The 15,258-nt window shown below is 72.8% G+C and carries 13 protein-coding genes; 5 read left to right on the plus strand and 8 right to left on the minus strand.

Annotated elements, in window-relative coordinates:
- Positions 1-68 precede the first annotated feature (68 nt).
- The 3 genes from ACFV88_RS10180 (at position 69) to ACFV88_RS10190 (ending at position 5,150) form a co-directional block, all read left to right on the plus strand.
- Positions 69-1,556: a 3' terminal RNA ribose 2'-O-methyltransferase Hen1 gene (locus ACFV88_RS10180; protein ID WP_385488169.1), complete on the plus strand. Its 1,488-nt coding sequence runs from the start codon at positions 69-71 to the stop codon at positions 1,554-1,556.
- Positions 1,553-4,108 carry a polynucleotide kinase-phosphatase gene (locus tag ACFV88_RS10185; RefSeq protein WP_385488172.1) on the plus strand — a complete coding sequence of 852 codons (2,556 nt, stop codon included), beginning with the start codon at positions 1,553-1,555 and terminating at the stop codon, positions 4,106-4,108. The genes ACFV88_RS10180 and ACFV88_RS10185 overlap by 4 nt, the downstream gene beginning before the upstream one ends.
- A gap of 118 nt (positions 4,109-4,226) precedes the next feature.
- A complete protein-coding gene (locus tag ACFV88_RS10190) occupies positions 4,227-5,150 on the plus strand; it encodes an LLM class F420-dependent oxidoreductase (RefSeq protein WP_385488175.1) in 924 nt (307 codons plus the stop codon).
- Between the two features lie 36 nt (positions 5,151-5,186).
- On the opposite strand, the gene ACFV88_RS10195 is transcribed toward ACFV88_RS10190, so the two are convergent.
- Together ACFV88_RS10195 and ACFV88_RS10200 are read right to left on the minus strand one after the other, a co-directional pair.
- The gene (locus tag ACFV88_RS10195) at positions 5,187-5,825 is read right to left on the minus strand and encodes a nucleotidyltransferase domain-containing protein (RefSeq protein WP_385488178.1); all 639 of its coding nucleotides are present in this window, start codon (positions 5,823-5,825) and stop codon (positions 5,187-5,189) included.
- Between the two features lie 9 nt (positions 5,826-5,834).
- On the minus strand, positions 5,835-7,391 hold the full coding sequence (locus tag ACFV88_RS10200; protein ID WP_385488181.1) for an alpha/beta hydrolase: 1,557 nt from the start codon (positions 7,389-7,391) through the stop codon (positions 5,835-5,837).
- A 221-nt stretch (positions 7,392-7,612) separates the two neighbouring features.
- Between ACFV88_RS10200 and ACFV88_RS10205 the strand changes: the two genes are divergently transcribed.
- A complete protein-coding gene (locus tag ACFV88_RS10205) occupies positions 7,613-7,819 on the plus strand; it encodes a hypothetical protein (RefSeq protein ID WP_385488184.1) in 207 nt (68 codons plus the stop codon).
- 66 nt (positions 7,820-7,885) lie between these two features.
- On the opposite strand, the gene ACFV88_RS10210 is transcribed toward ACFV88_RS10205, so the two are convergent.
- The 4 genes from ACFV88_RS10210 to ACFV88_RS10225 form a co-directional block, all read right to left on the minus strand.
- The gene (locus ACFV88_RS10210; RefSeq protein ID WP_385488187.1) at positions 7,886-8,350 is read right to left on the minus strand and encodes a DUF6099 family protein; all 465 of its coding nucleotides are present in this window, start codon (positions 8,348-8,350) and stop codon (positions 7,886-7,888) included.
- Positions 8,351-8,685: 335 nt separating this feature from the next.
- Complete coding sequence (locus ACFV88_RS10215) at positions 8,686-9,030, minus strand: nucleotide pyrophosphohydrolase (protein ID WP_385488683.1); 345 nt, start codon at positions 9,028-9,030, stop codon at positions 8,686-8,688.
- 68 nt (positions 9,031-9,098) lie between these two features.
- Positions 9,099-10,283: an AAA family ATPase gene (locus tag ACFV88_RS10220; RefSeq protein WP_385488190.1), complete on the minus strand. Its 1,185-nt coding sequence runs from the start codon at positions 10,281-10,283 to the stop codon at positions 9,099-9,101.
- A 178-nt stretch (positions 10,284-10,461) separates the two neighbouring features.
- Positions 10,462-10,845 (minus strand): cell division protein SepF, encoded by a 384-nt coding sequence (locus ACFV88_RS10225; protein WP_385488193.1) that lies wholly within the window; start codon positions 10,843-10,845, stop codon positions 10,462-10,464.
- Between the two features lie 511 nt (positions 10,846-11,356).
- Here ACFV88_RS10225 and ACFV88_RS10230 point away from each other — a divergent pair.
- Positions 11,357-13,177, plus strand: coding sequence for an acyl-CoA dehydrogenase (locus ACFV88_RS10230; protein ID WP_385488196.1), 1,821 nt, complete (start codon positions 11,357-11,359; stop codon positions 13,175-13,177).
- A gap of 23 nt (positions 13,178-13,200) precedes the next feature.
- On the opposite strand, the gene ACFV88_RS10235 is transcribed toward ACFV88_RS10230, so the two are convergent.
- Positions 13,201-13,605 (minus strand): MazG nucleotide pyrophosphohydrolase domain-containing protein, encoded by a 405-nt coding sequence (locus ACFV88_RS10235; RefSeq protein WP_385488685.1) that lies wholly within the window; start codon positions 13,603-13,605, stop codon positions 13,201-13,203.
- A gap of 159 nt (positions 13,606-13,764) precedes the next feature.
- Positions 13,765-15,105, minus strand: a complete 1,341-nt coding sequence (locus ACFV88_RS10240) for a M64 family metallopeptidase (protein WP_385488199.1) — start codon at positions 15,103-15,105, stop codon at positions 13,765-13,767.
- Positions 15,106-15,258 lie beyond the last annotated feature (153 nt).

The raw sequence follows: 15,258 nt of genomic DNA on the forward strand, positions 1-15,258 counted from the left end.
CCACCCCGGGACGGGCGCCCGGAAAACTCCCTCGCCCCGGCCGGTACCCGCCCGCAATACTCGTACGGGTGTTCCTCACCATCACCGCTACAGGTCATCCTGAACGTCCCGCGACCGATCTGGGCTTCCTGCTGCACAAGCATCCCGACCGCAGCCAGGCGTTCTCCACCTCGCACGGCACCGCCCACGTCTTCTACCCCGAGGCGACCGCGGAGCGCTGCACGGCGGCGCTGCTGCTGGAGGTCGACCCCGTGGCGCTGGTCCGCAAGCTCAAGGGCAAGGAGCGCAGCACACCCGACGCCGCCCTCGCGCAGTACGTGAACGACCGCCCCTACGCGGCGTCCTCCCTGCTCGCCGTCGCGCTCAGCCGGGTGTTCTCCAGTGCGCTGAAGGGCCAGTGCACGACGCTGCCCGCACGGGCCGCCGAACCGCTGCCCCTGCGGATCGAGGTTCCGGTGCTCCCCGCGCGCGGGGGCGCCGAACTGGTGCACCGGATGTTCGCACCGCTCGGCTGGACGGTCACCGCGACCCCCGTACCGCTCGACGCACGCTTCCCCGAGTGGGGAGACTCCCGTTACGTGTCCCTGGTCCTGGAGGGCTCGGGCCGCACGCTCGCCGAGGCGCTGCGCCACCTCTACGTCCTGCTGCCGGTGCTGGACGACACCAAGCACTACTGGGTGTCGCAGGACGAGGTCGACAAGCTGCTGCGCGCCGGGGAGGGCTGGCTCGCGACCCACCCGGAGCGGCAGGTCATCACCAGCCGGTACCTCAACCACCGCTGGGGCCTCGCCCGCACCGCGCTGGAACGGCTCGCCCTGGAACGCCTCGCGCAGAGCGACGACACCGAGGTCGAGGAGATCGACAACGCCGTCGACGAGAGCACGGACACCGAGGAGAAGCCGGTGCCGTTGGCGCGGGCCCGCCGCACGGCGATCGTGACCGCGCTGGCCCGGACCGGTGCGTCCCGGGTGCTCGACCTCGGCTGCGGCCAGGGCCAGTTGGTCAAGGAACTGTTGGCTGACCCCCGTTTCACGGAGGTCGTCGGGGTCGACGTGTCGGCCCGTGCGCTCACCGTTGCCGCCCGGCGGCTGCGGCTGGACCAGATGGGCGAGCGCCAGGCGTCCCGCGTCACGCTGCTCCAGGGCTCGCTGACGTACACCGACCGCCGGCTCGAAGGGTACGACGCGGCCGTGCTGTGCGAGGTCATCGAACACGTCGACCCGCCGCGGCTGCCCGCCGTGGAGTACGCGGTGTTCGGCGCGGCCCGTCCCGCGACGGTCATCGTGACCACCCCGAACGTCGAGTACAACGTCCGCTGGGAGTCACTGCCGGCCGGACACAAGCGGCACCGGGACCACCGCTTCGAGTGGCGTCGCGACGAGTTCCGCGACTGGGCGCAGCAGGTGGCCGTACGGCACGGCTACACCGTGGAGCTGCGGCCGGTGGGCCCCGAGGACCCGGAGGTGGGCGCGCCGACGCAGCTCGCCCTGTTCCGCCGGGGCGCCGCCCCGGACACCGAGAGCACCGAGAGCACCGAGGAGGGGACCGCGGCATGAGCGGCACCGACACCACCACCGCGCAGGACGTGCGCGTCCTGCCCGTCACCGACCTGTCCCTGGTCGTCCTCATCGGCTCCACCGGCTCCGGCAAGTCGACCTTTGCCCAGCGGCACTTCCGGCCCACGGAGGTGCTGTCCAGCGACTTCTGCCGGGGCCTGGTCGCCGATGACGAGAACGACCAGTCGGCGTCCGGCGACGCCTTCGACGTCCTGCACTACATCGCGGGCAAACGCCTCGCCGGGGGCCGGCGGACCGTCGTCGACGCGACGAACGTGCAGTCCGGGGCGCGGGCCCAGCTGATCCGGCTGGCCCGTGAACACGACGTGCTGCCCATCGCGATCGTCCTGGACGTGCCCGAGTCGGTGTGCGTGCGGCGCAACGCCGAACGACCCGAACGCGCGGACCTGCCGGCCCGGGTGGTCAGCCGTCACCAGCGGGAACTGCGCCGCTCGCTGCGCGGGCTGGAACGCGAGGGCTTCCGCAAGGTGCACGTGTTGCGCGGGGTCGACGCGATCGAGTCGGCGCGGATCGTCACCGAGCGGCGGTTCAACGACCTGACCCATCTGACCGGCCCGTTCGACCTGATCGGTGACGTGCACGGCTGCCGCAGCGAGCTGGAGGCCCTGCTCGGCAAGCTCGGCTACGTCGACGGCGTCCACCCCGAGGGCCGGACCGCCGTGTTCGTCGGTGACCTGGTCGACCGCGGACCGGACAGCCCCGGGGTGCTGCGCCGGGTGATGGACATGGTCGCCGCGGGGAACGCCCTGTGCGTGCCCGGCAACCACGAGAACAAGCTGGGGCGCTGGCTGAAGGGCCGCAAGGTGCAGCTCACCCACGGCCTGGCCGAGACCGCGGCGCAGCTGGCGGACGAGAGCGAGGAGTTCCGGGCCCGGGTCGCCGCCTTCGTGGACGGACTGGTCAGCCACTACGTGCTCGACGGCGGCCGGCTGGTCGTCTCCCATGCGGGCCTGCCGGAGAAGTACCACGGCCGGACCTCGGGCCGGGTCCGCTCGCACGCCCTGTACGGCGACACCACGGGGGAGACGGACGAGTTCGGGCTGCCGGTGCGCTACCCGTGGGCGGAGGACTACCGGGGCTCCGCCGCCGTGGTGTACGGGCACACGCCGGTGCCCGAGGCCCAGTGGATCAACAACACCCTGTGTCTGGACACCGGCTGCGTCTTCGGCGGCAAGCTGACCGCCCTGCGCTACCCGGAGCGCGAACTGGTCGAGGTGCCCGCCGAGCGCGTCTGGTACGAGCCGGTGCGCCCCCTGGTGCCCGAGGCGCCGGGCGGGCAGGACGGGCGCCCCCTGGACCTGACCGACGTCGTCGGCCGTCGGACCGTGGAGACCCGGCACGGCGGCCGGGTCGCGGTACGGGAGGAGAACGCGGCGGCGGCCCTGGAGGTCATGAGCCGCTTCGCGGTCGACCCGCGGCTCGTGCCGTACCTGCCGCCGACCATGGCGCCCACCGCGACCTCGTCGCTGGACGGCCATCTGGAACACCCGGTGGAGGCGTTCGCGCAGTACGCGGCCGACGGGGTCGCCCGGGTCGTGTGCGAGGAGAAGCACATGGGGTCGCGGGCCGTGGTCCTGGTGTGCCGGGACGCGGACGCCGCACGGGCCCGCTTCGGGGTGGACGGCCCCACCGGCTCCCTGTACACCCGGACGGGACGCCCGTTCTTCGACGATCCGGCGGTCACCGAGGAGGTCATCGGCCGGGTGCGGGCCGCCGCGACGGCCGCGGGGCTGTGGGAGTCGCTGGACACCGACTGGCTGCTCCTGGACGCCGAGCTGATGCCGTGGTCGCTGAAGGCTGCGGGGCTGCTGCGCACCCAGTACGCGGCGGTCGGCGCCGCGGCGGGCGTGGTGCTGCCGCGGGCGGTGAGCGCACTGGAGGCCGCGGCGGGGCGGGGCGCGCCCGTCGGGGAGTTGCTGGAACGGCACCGGGGGCGGATCGAGGACGCCACCGCCTTCACCGAGGCGTACCGCAGGTACTGCTGGAGCACCGAGGGCCTGGAGGGGGTGCGACTCGCACCGTTCCAGGTCCTGGCGACCCGTGGCCGTTCGCTGGCGAGGCTGCCGCACGACGAGCAGCTGGCGCTGATCGACCTGCTGGTGGCGCACGACGCGACGGGGTTGCTGGCCCCCACCCGACGGCTCGTCGTCGACACCGGGGATGCGGCGTCCGTGCGGGCCGGCGTCGACTGGTGGCAGGAGCTGACCGACGCCGGGGGCGAGGGCATGGTGGTCAAGCCGCTGGAGGCGCTGGCCCGGGTCGGGTCGCAGCGTCTGGTGCAGCCGGGGATCAAGTGCCGGGGACGGGAGTACCTGCGGATCGTCTACGGTCCCGAGTACACCCGCCCGGAGCACCTGGAGCGGCTGCGCTCCCGGCACCTCGGCCACAAGCGGTCGCTGGCGCTGCGGGAGTACGCGCTCGGCCTGGAGGCGCTGGAGCGGCTGGCCGCGGGGGAGCCGCTGTGGCGGGTCCACGAGGCGGTGTTCGCGGTCCTCGCGCTGGAGTCGGAGCCGGTGGACCCGAGGCTCTGACCAGGGCGGCACCAAGCGCGTCCCCGACCCGGGCTCCAGGCGACGGGGCGGGGACGCGCGGGTGCGGGGTCGCGGGGTTGCCGCCGCCGGCTCCCCGCTGCCGGGCATGATGGGGGACATGGATCTACGAGTCTTCACCGAGCCCCAACAGGGTGCCACCTACGACACGCTGCTCCGCGTCGCGCGGGCCGCCGAGGACCTGGGCTACGACGCCTTCTTCCGGTCCGACCACTACCTCCACATGGGTTCGGTGGACGGTCTCCCGGGCCCCACGGACGCGTGGACCACCCTGGCGGGCCTGGCCCGGGAGACCCGGCGGATCAGGCTCGGCACGCTGATGACGGCGGGCACCTTCCGGCTGCCGGGAGTCCTCGCGATCCAGGTGGCGCAGGTCGACCAGATGTCCGGCGGCCGGGTCGAACTGGGCCTCGGCTCCGGCTGGTACGCGGACGAGCACACCGCGTACGGCATCCCGTTCCCCAAGGAGAAGTTCGGTCGGTTGGAGGAGCAGCTCGCGATCGTGACCGGGCTGTGGGAGACGCCCGTCGGCGAGCGGTTCACCTTCGACGGCACCCACTACCAGCTGAAGGACTCCCCCGCGCTGCCGAAGCCCGCGCAGACCCCGCTGCCGATCCTCATCGGCGGGCACGGGGCGAAGCGGACGCCCGCCCTGGCCGCGCGGTACGCCCAGGAGTTCAACATCCCCTTCGCCTCGGTGGCCGACACCGAGCGACAGTTCGGCAGGGTCCGGGCCGCCGCCGAGGAGCTGGGGCGGGCGCCCTCCGACCTGGTGTACTCCAACGCCCTGGTGACCTGTGTGGGGCGCACCGACGAGGAGGTGGCGCGCCGGGCGGCGGTGATCGGCCGGGAGGTGGACGAGCTGAAGGAGAACGGTCTCGCGGGCTCGCCGGCCGAGGTGGTCGAGAAGCTGGGCCGGTACGCCGCGGTCGGCTCCGAGCGGGTCTACCTCCAGATCCTGGACCTCGATGACCTCGACCACCTGGAGCTCGTCGCCTCCGAGGTGATGCCCCAGCTGGCGTGAGCCCGGCCGGCGCGGAGCGCCCCGCGGGGTGCGGGGTCAGGGGCGTTCCTTGCCCGGTCGGCGCAGCTCGGCGTCCCACGGGTGGTCCCCGTAGGTGGCGGCGACGGCCCCGGCGAGCCACCGCCGCTGTTCCGTGCCGAGCACGGGGAGCGCCGCCGCGAAGTCCTGCTCGTCCTTCGCCCCGGGCTGCTTGGCCTTGTAGAACAGCTGCACCTCCGGGGCGAGGTGGGGCACCCCCTCGGCGGTGCGGGTGCCCACGAGGTCGAGGGGCCGCCGTACCCGGGGGTTGCGCCGGGAGACCCAGTGCCCGCCCTCGGCCTCGTCGAGCATGACCTGGAGCCGCCAGGGTGCGGTGGGGCCGGGGCGGCACCAGATGTCGTGGACCCCGACCGGGAGGACCTCCCCGGGTGCCCAGGGGCGCAACTCGCCGGGCGGGTCCGCCGCCCACCACTCCCACCCGGCCAGCACCTCCTGGACCGCCAGCTGATCGCGGCGCAGCAGCAGGACGTCGATGTCGCCGTGGGTCCTGACCGCACGGCCGACGGCGAGTTCGATGGCGTGGCCACCGGCGATCCACCAGGGAACGGAGGCCGCGGCGAACCACTCGACCACGGCGGACAGGGGTGCGGGTTCCCAGGGTTCCAGGGCGGGCGGGACGTGCGGAGCGGGCGTCATCCGGCGAGGCTATCGGGCGGACGGTTCGGCGCAGGTGACGTCGTCGGGGGGCAGGGTCCCGTCGCGCAGGTAGGCGTTGACCGTGCGGTCCACGCAGGGGACGGCACCCAGACCGTCGACGGAGCGGGCGTAGACGCCGTGGGTGCGCAGGTCCGCCGTGAGCAGGCGCGAACCGGTGAGCCGACGGTGCAGGGCGAGGGCGCCCTCGTGGGGGACGTTGTTGTCGCGGCGGGCGTGCAGCATCAGGACGGGCACGTCGTTGTCGATGGCCGTGCCCGCTTCCCGGGGCTCGGTGGCCCAGTACGCGCACGGGGCGATCATGCCGTTGACGTACGGTCCGAAGACGGGCTCGGTGGCCCGGCTGCGGACGCTGTTGTGCCAGTACGTCGCGGGGTCCTTCGGCCAACCGCCCGCGGGCCAGCCGCCGTCACCGCACATGAAGACGGCGCCGCCCACCATGCTGTCGGCCAGTTCGGGCGAGCTGAGGAGCTGGAGGAACCCGGCGAGTTCCGGACCGGGCGCGGTCAGTTCGCCCGCAGCGGCGGTGACCAGGTCGCGCACCACGGCGGCCAGCACGGCGTCGTGCTCCTCGTGCTGGACGAGTTGCTTGAAGATCATCCGTTGTAGCGGGGCGCCCAGCCGGTGGCCCTGGACCGCCACGGGGCGCCGCTCGGCGTGGTGGAGCAGCCGCTCGACGGCCGCCCGGACCTCACCCGCGGTGCGACCGAGTCCGTAGGTGCCGTGCTGGCGGGCGGTCCACGCGGCCCAGGCGTTCAGCCCCTCCTCGGCGGGGGCGCCCGACTGCTGGAACAGCTCGTACTGGGTGGCCGCCGGGTCGGTCGCCGAGTCGATGACCATGCGGTGGGTCCGGCGGGGGAACATCTGTGTGTAGACGGCGCCCAGGTCCGCGCCGTAGGACACCCCGTAGAAGGAGAGTCGGCGTTCTCCGAGGGCGGCCCGGATCACGTCCATGTCCCGGGCGACGTTGCGGGTGGAGGCGTGCGGGAGCAGTGCCGCGTTGTCCTGGTGTTCGTGACAGCGCCGGGCCGTGTCCCGTGCGGCCCGCAGCGACTCCTCGAAGTCGGCGCGCGGTGACGTCACCTCGCCGGTGGGAGGGGTGGTGGTGGCGGGGGCACAGGTGATCGGCGTGCTCTCGCCCAGGAAGCGGGGGTCGAAGCCGATGAGGTCGTAGCGGTCCGCCACGTCCTTCAGAACGGGTCGCAGGGAGAGGGGGTGGCCGAGTCCGGTGCCGCCGGGTCCGCCCGGGTTGGACAACAGGATGCCGCTGCGGCCCTCCGGTGAGGCGGCCCGTACCCGGGACACCGCGATGCGGATCGTGCGTCCGCGGGGCTCCGCGTAGTCCAGCGGGACGGTCACCTTCGCGCACTGCGCGCCTGCCGCGGCCAGTTCCGGTTGCTGCGCCGGGCACTCGCCCCAGGTGAGGCGCTGCTCGGTGAAGCGGGACAGGGCTCCGCGGGGTTCCGCCGGCGCCGCGGCGACCGGTAACGCACCGGAGAACAGGACGGCCACACCGAGTCCGAGGGTGGCCAGGGGGGATACACGCATCGTGGTCCTTCGAGCTGGGGATTCGCTAGTGGTGACGCTAGGGGCGGGTGAGGCTCCAGCGGCATGCTGCTGCCCGGCGTTCAGCACGGGGGTTAACCCCCGGACGTCCTCGGGGCGCCGGGACGGGCCCGTTCCGGCGGAGGGACGCACAACACACCTACCGACCAAGGGAGTTGACAGCGGGGTAGGACGTTGCCGCGTTGGCTGTGGAACTCAGGGGGATGGCCGCGATCGACCATCGGTCCTCGACGGGCGCGAACAGCGAGGATCCGATGGAGCAGCTGGCGTGGCGCCGCCTGACCGCCGGCGTGCGGGACGGCGCACCGGTCCCGCGGCCCTGCGAGGAGCCCGAGCGCGTGGACGCGCTCCGCACGGAGGTCGACATCGCGCCCTTCGACGCGTACGTCGCCGAGTTCGTGCGGGACTGACGCCGTCGAGCGCTCACGGAGCGGCTCCGCCTGAGCACCGTGCACCCGCTGCGCCACGGCACCCGCTCACGGGTCCACGTCCGGGAGGCGGGTGAGGGCGGGTAGGCGGCGGAGCATTTCGAGGACGCGGTCACGGCATTCGTCAGCCGCGTCGATCGCCTCCATGCACTGCCAGTACGCCCCCTGGTCCTCCGCGGTGCTGGCGATCCCGACCAGGGCGATGCCGACCTCGGTGAGCAGGCCGCCCAGCCCGAAGAGGGCCGCTTGGGCGTCGGCGATGCCGGTGAGCCGGGCCGCCCGTATGCCGTCGACGCCCGGGAGCGGCGGGGACAGCGCCCCGCACCCCCGGCCGCCGACCTCGCTCAGGCGCAGGGCCTCGCCGCGCAGCTCCGGCGGGCCCGTGACGGCGAGCCGACTCCCCATCACCTGGGCCAGGGCCTGCGCCTGCCAGGACTCCGCCATGATGCGCACCACGTCGTCGCTCGCCGCCAGTGCCTGCCTGTTGATCACGATGAGCCGCATCGCATCCATGTCCTTGCCCCCGCCTTTCTTGGACGCTGGGAGTGAGCGTCCGACCGCGCCCCATCTGTTCATTACCCAGAGTGAGCGCTTCTGAGACGGATAGCTAGTGGAAGCCTGAAATCTGTGGACAAGAAGGCGGTTGGGGAAAAGCCGACCACTGCGGAGAGTGACCAACCCGGAGGCGGGGCCTCCGACTTCACCGATCGGGCGACCGTCGGTTCATGCCCTCCGGCCCGCTGACGGGCCGGTCAGCGGGCCGGTCAGCGGGCCGGTGGGCAGGTCGGTCAACGGGCCGGTGGGCAGGCGGCCGTACCGGCAGATCGGCCCCGTGGTGCACCAGTCGGTCAGGTCGACGAGTCCGTGGCGGAAGCGGGACCGGCCTCCGGGACCGGGAACCGCTTCTCGTTCCGGTCGATCTTGGCGGCCAGCGCGGTCAGGGGATCGATGTCGAGCACGGCGCAGAACTGGAGCAGATAGGCGAGCACGTCCGCCACCTCGTCCCTGACGCGGTGGGCGCGGTCGGGATCGTCCATCACCCGGGCGGACTCCTCGGGCGTCAGCCACTGGAAGATCTCCACCAGTTCGGACGCCTCCACGCTCAGCGCCGCGGCCAGGTTCTTCGGGGTGTGGTAAGGCTGCCAGTCGCGGGCCCGCGCGAACTCGACGAGTCTGCGGCGCAGTTCCGCCAGTGAGAAGTCCTCAGGACCGGGACGGTGGGGAGGTTCGGGAGCGCCGGGAGCGGCCGGGGTCGATGGGGTCACCGGTCAAGGTCTACCACCGTGAGCGGATCACCGGGCACCCCCGCCCTCAGCTGCGCCGCTCCCCGCGCCGAGCCCACCAGCCGCACATGGCCACGCTCGCACATCGCTGCTGCCAGCGCCGCGAGTTCGCGCACCTGTCGATCGTCGAGCGAGCGGTCGAGGTCGTCGGCGAGGACGGTGAGGCACTGGTACGCGGACGGGATCTCGGTGGCGGGGTCCACGTCCAGGACCCCTGACCCGGTCAGCAGGACGAGGGCGAGGGCGAGGTAGCGCAGTTCGCCGTCGCCCAGCCGCTGCACGGGGGTGAGGCGCCCGTCGCCGCGGTCGAGCACGGCACGCTGCGTACCGTCGGGCGGGCCTTCGGTGCGGAGGTCGACGACCGGGCCCGGGCAGCCCGCACGGACGGCGGCGACCAGCCGGGCGTGGCGCTGGGCGCATTCGGTGCGGGTGCGACGGAGCACGGCTGCGAGGTTGCCGCAGTCGGGCAGGAGCCGTCCGGTGTCCCGCTCCGTGCCGGCGGGCGGCGGACCGGTGGCACGCATCCGCTCGGGGTCGGGGTCGCAGACGAAGACGGAACGCAGGGCCACGACGACTTGTTCGGCGGCGGCGAGCACCCTGCGCTGCCCGGGGGTGCGGCCCGCGACCCGCAGCGGCACCACCGCGGTGCCCAGCCGGTCGTCGGGGAAGGGGGCACGGGTGACGACGGCGGCCCCCGCGGTGTACCAGGCGGCCTGAACAGTGGACCGGGTGGGATCGCGCAGCGCGGTGACGAACAGTTCGGTGCCGTCCGCTCCGGTCAGCCGCTCACCCGCGACCCGCAGTTCGGGTTCGACCTGGACGGCCAGGTCCAGGCGGACCGGACCGGCCGGACCGTCGACGGTGCAGCCGACGCGGAACCCCCGGCGACCGCTCACGTCGGGACCCAGGTGTTCGGGCACCCAGCCGGCGGGGTCGGGGAACGCCCGGGCGAGGGACGCCCCGCCCGCCAGCCGGGCGAGCGCCCGGTAGGCGCGCAGAGCGCTGCTGCGCCCGCTGCCGCTGCGACCGGTGAGGATGGTCAGCGGCTCCACCGGCAAGGTGACGCCGATGTGGGAGGCACAGGCGGTGAGTCGGAGTTCGGTGAGGGCCGGCCGGAGGGTTCGGGTGCCCGGCTCGGCCGCGCCCGGGGTGAGCACTGTCATGCACCACGACGGTAGGGACCGCCCGTCGCGCCGAACCGTTCCCTCAGGGTGACTTTCCTACGAACGGGGGAACGGGCCGGGTGGCTGACGTTGGGTGCGGGACCCGGGGCGGAAGCCGACACCGACACCGACACCCACACCGGCATCGCCATCGCCATCGCCATCGCCATCGGCGGGCCTAGGGAAAGGTCGCGCCGGCGACGAGTCCCTGGATCTCGGTGCCGGGCGGCGCCAGCAGGAACACGTTGCGGTCGACGCGGTGCATCCCGCTGCCGAGGCCGAAGACCACTCCGCTGCTGAAGTCGAGTACGCGTTTGGCCACGTCCGTTTCGGCGCCCGTCAGATCGAGGAGGACGGGGATGCCCGACATCAGGGTCTCCGCCACCTCACGGGCGTCCGAGAAGACGTTGACGCGCAGCACCACGAACTGGCGCCGAGGCTCCCTCGCCCCTTCCGGCTCCGCCGGGTGTCCGGTCCAGGAGGGCCATTCGTCCCGCCCGCGCAGTGGAACCACCCGGGCCAGCCCTTCCCACTGTTCGTCGGTGACGTCGTGGCTGTTCAACGGCCCACCCCGTCCTGGCTCGCGCTTTTCTTCCCCACTGGACCATTCTTACGTGAACTCACCCGATCGGCCCAACAACGACACGGAACGTCGTGGCGAGCGCCCCTCGGCGTCGGGCCCTCCTCGCCGTGACGGCCGGCGACCCCGACCGGCTCCGGTCGGTGCGACTCGCATGGCCGCCGGTGTCCACGCCCCTGGGCGACGATGAGCGCAGTCGGTCAAGTCATTCCCATGCGGCGCCCGTTGGGAACGGAGAACGCGTACGCTACCCGCGCGGGCCAGCGGAGCGAAGTGCTCCGAAGCCCCGCGGACGGTGAAGGATCCTGACTGGCCAGCACCTCGACCGCCCGTGTCGGTCCTACGCGAACCAAACCGGCAGGATGACGCCAGACACCGAAAACACCTAGGCATCACTGCGCATGATTGTGGGAACATACCGCATTCCGCACCACTTCAATCGTGTTGATGATCATGCTGTCATCACCTAGGGTATCCGTTACCGTCCCACAGCGTGACCTCACAAATCTCTTGCGAACAGGGCCCCTCAGTCGTCGCAGAACTGACCCGCTCTCTGTTCGGCGAGCGCTTCGAGCAGATCCACGAGCCGTGGCGCAAGCTCTACAGCACTGCCGCGTTCCGCTTTCGCGAGGGACTGACCCACGAGGAGCGCGCCGCACTCTCCTACGAACGACTGCAACTGATCAACGAGGCCATCGCAGACCCCCTGGAGCTCGTCGCGGACGTGGAGCGACTCTCCGCCCTGCACGAGTGGGTCGGTCCGGCCGACGCCGGCCTCGGCACCGTGGCGTCCATCCACTACAACCTGTTCCTCGGGAGCCTCCTCGACCACGACGGGCCGCAGCGGAACCTCGGTGCGTTCACGGGCATGCGGCGCACCGGCACCTTCCTGTGCACAGAGGCGGGACACGGCAACTCGGCCTCGCAGTTGGAGACCACGGCCACCTATCACCCCGAAACCCGTCAGTTCGTCCTCAACACGCCCACCCTGGCCGCACGGAAATGGATGCCCAACACCAGCTCGACCGGAGGGCCGAAGACGGCGGTCGTCGCCGCGCGGCTGATCACCGCCGATGGGAGGGACAACGGCGTCTTTCTGTTCCTGACCCCGCTCAGCGACGACCTGGGCGTCCCCCTGCCGGGGATAGGCATACGCAGACTCGCCCAGACGGCCACCGCCCCCGTCGACCACTGCGCAACCTCCTTCGACCAGGTCCGCCTTCCGTACGAAGCGATGCTTCAGGCCGACCACGGCAGGCTCGCCCCGGACGGCACGTTCAGCAGCTCGATCGGTAGCGCACGCAAGCGGTTCCTGCGTTCCATCGGCCGGGTCACCACCGGCAAGCTCTGCATGAGCGCCTACAGCCTCGGCGTCACCCGGCACGCCCTCACCGTCGCGGTACGCCACTCCCACACCCGGCACACGGCCGACGCGACCGCGGCCACCACCGTCCCCCTCTTCGCCCACCGCAGTCACCACGGCCCGCTCGTCGACGCCCTCGCCACCACCTACGCCGCAACGCTCCTCCAGCGCACCGTGGTCCAGCGGTGGGCGGTGGCCGACGCGTCGGAGCATGCGGACGTGGAACGGCTCACAGCCATCGCCAAGGGGTGGATCACTTGGCAGGCCCGCTCCGTCATGACCGAATGCCGTGAACGCTGCGGCGCCCAGGGCCTCCTCCTGGCGAACGGCATCGCGGGCCAACTCGCAGCGAACGAGGGCACGATCACCGCCGAGGGCGACAACCTCGTCATCTGGGTGAAGGCCGCCGGGGAAATGCTGCTGGGCGGCTTCACCCCGAAGGTGGCGTGCACCGCCCCGGACACCGACCGTTGCCTGACGGATCCCGACGTCCTCCAGGACCTGCTGGCCGACGTCGAACGCATCTGGCACCACCGCGCCCGGACCCGGCTGCGCACGGGCAAGCCCGGAAACCCCCTCAACCGGTGGAACCGCGCCGTGACTCCGGCCCTCGAACTCGTCAACGCCCATGCCCATCGGCTGGCGGCCGAAGCCCTGCTGTCAGCGGCCCGTCAGGCGGTGGCCCCGGAGGCAGGACACCTCCTGCACGGTTTGCACCGGCTGTTCGCATTGCGCCGGGTCGCCGCCCACAGCGGAGACCTCCTGGTCGACGGACGTCTGACTCCCCAGCAGGTGGAGGAGATCCCCGATGCCGTGGAGGACCTCATCGAGCAGCTCGCGCCGCACGCCCGGCTGCTGACCGACGGATTCGCCGCTTCCGACGAACTCGTCCGCGACCACCCCATCATCTCCCAGGGCACGGGCTACCTCGTGACCGCGGCCTCCGCCTGATCGCGTCGAGGTGCCGGGCGTGGTCAGACCGAGGGGTCCGCGGCGGGGGCGGCCGGGCGGCGCCAGCCCTGGTCCCGGAGGGCGGCCGCCACGTCGGGTGCCCGGTAGTGGTCGCCCTTGAGCACCTTGCCGTCGGCACGCACCCGGGGCACCCCGTCGGGGCCGAGCTTGCTCATGTTGGCCCGGTGGATCTCGGCGATCACCCGGTCGAGGTCGATGCCGTGGACGAGGGCGGTGCCGTAGGCGACGTAGACCACGTCGGCGAGTTCGTGGGCGAGCCGGTCGAGGGGGCCGTCGACGGCGACCTCCGCGACCTCGGCCACTTCCTCGTCCAGGAGGTCCTGTCGGTGGGCGGCGAGCCGGGCGGGCACCTCCTCCGGGACGGTGCGGGCGTCGAGCCCGAACGCCCGGTGGAACTCGTTGACCAACCGGGCGGGCGAGCCGGCCGGGGCCGTGGGAGTGGTGGTGCCGGCGTCGTCGGGAGCGGCGGACGGGTCGGGGGCGTGGGAAGGAGAAGGGTGCACGCCCCCGAATCTACCGGCCGCTACGGCGGGTGACGGGATGCGGAGCCGGAGCGGGCGGCCGGCTCAGTGGTGGCCGACGGTCCAGGTCAGGGAGCTGGTGGCCGCCTCGCGGACCTGCGGATCACGGATCGCGGAGGTCGCGTCGACGGCCCGTGCGGTGACGGTCCGCCCGTGGCCGTCGCCGCGCACGCCCAACTGCCGCGGGGTCACGACCCGTTCGCCGCGGGCGTGCCGGACCTCGACGCCGTCGACGTACCAGCGCAGTTGGACCCGGGCGATGCCCTGGCGGTCGAAGGAGGCGAGCCGGGCGCGGATCGGGTGGTGGGCCCCCACCGGGCGGTCCGTCGGCGTCGGGCTGGTCAGCGCCTTGGCGTACCGGTAGAAGCCGCCGATCATCCCCTCGCGTCCGACGAGGTTGAACGCGTCGGTGTCGAGCTTGCGCATCAGCGAGTTGGCGGTGGGGCGGTGGAGGCCCTGGGGGTAGTACCCGCTGCCCTCGTAGGTGCCGACCGCGCCTCCGGCGGGGTCCTGCTCGCCCATCCACCGCCACCACTTGACCTGGTGGGCGATCTGGTGGGCGGCGTCGTGCACGGAGGAGTTGCGGTCGGTGGGCTCGGCGCCCTGGTAGCGGCCGTAGGTGTCGTAGGTGTACTCGTCGGCGAGGTGCCCGATGGAGTGGCCGAGTTCATGGGCGCCGATCAGGGTGGACCGGTCGTTGTCGGAGGACATCGTCGCGATGCCGTCGTAGCCGACGTCGTTCTGCACGCCGCTGTAACCGGCGCCGCCGTAGGTGGTGGTGTTGGCGAGGACGAACACGATGTCGGCGGCCGGCGCCTGGGCGGCGTGGGCGCTGACCTTGTCGATGTCGACGCACAGCAGCCGTTCGATGTCACCGCACCAGAAGTACGAGGACAGGGCGGTGTTCCTGACGACGTCCTTGGTGGGGTCGCCGGAGACCCCGGAGTCCTGGGAGACGGCGTCGACGACCCAGATGTTGAAGAGGTCGCGGTAGCTCTTGTAGGGCTCGATCTGGAAGACGGACTCGACCTTGGCCTGTGCGTCGGCGCGGAAGTCGGCCTGCTGGGCCGCGGTGTAGCCGTCGCCCATGACGACGAGGTCGAGTCGCGCGTCGCTGGGTCCGCTGCGCTGGATCGAGCCGACGGACGCGCGGGCCGGTGCCGCTTCGGGAGCCGTCTTCTGGCGGTCCGTCAGACGTTGCGGGGCCGTGGCCGGGACTTCGGTGTACCGCCCCTCGGCATCCGGGTCCGGGAAGTACTCGACGGTCACCTCCGCAGAGCCGGTCCCGGTCGGAGCGGGGGCGGCCAGCGCGGGGGCGGCGGCCGGGGCGGTGACGCAGAGCAGCGCGGACGCGCCGAGGGCGGCGGCACGGGTGCGTATTCGCACGGGGTCTCCTGGGGACGGTTCGAGGAGGGCGCTCGCGGGCCGGGCGGGGGCGCGGGGGGGGGGGGCGCCCCCCGCGGGGGGGGCCCCCCCCCCCCCCCCCCCCCCCGGGGGGGCGGGGGGCGCCCCGGCGGGCGCGGATTTAGGGCCCCCCCA

The sequence above is a fragment of the Streptomyces sp. NPDC059816 genome, assembly GCF_042732055.1.
GTDB lineage: Bacteria > Actinomycetota > Actinomycetes > Streptomycetales > Streptomycetaceae > Streptomyces.

Bases quoted from the DNA above. Each gene is read 5' to 3' on its own strand.
- ACFV88_RS10185 (WP_385488172.1), top strand. From the start codon at position 1,553: ATGAGCGGCACCGACACCACCACCGCGCAGGACGTGCGCGTCCTGCCC.
- ACFV88_RS10190 (WP_385488175.1), top strand. From the start codon at position 4,227: ATGGATCTACGAGTCTTCACCGAGCCCCAACAGGGTGCCACCTACGAC.
- ACFV88_RS10195 (WP_385488178.1), bottom strand. From the start codon at position 5,825: ATGACGCCCGCTCCGCACGTCCCGCCCGCCCTGGAACCCTGGGAACCC.
- ACFV88_RS10200 (WP_385488181.1), bottom strand. From the start codon at position 7,391: ATGCGTGTATCCCCCCTGGCCACCCTCGGACTCGGTGTGGCCGTCCTG.
- ACFV88_RS10205 (WP_385488184.1), top strand. From the start codon at position 7,613: ATGGCCGCGATCGACCATCGGTCCTCGACGGGCGCGAACAGCGAGGAT.
- ACFV88_RS10210 (WP_385488187.1), bottom strand. From the start codon at position 8,350: ATGGATGCGATGCGGCTCATCGTGATCAACAGGCAGGCACTGGCGGCG.
- ACFV88_RS10220 (WP_385488190.1), bottom strand. From the start codon at position 10,283: ATGACAGTGCTCACCCCGGGCGCGGCCGAGCCGGGCACCCGAACCCTC.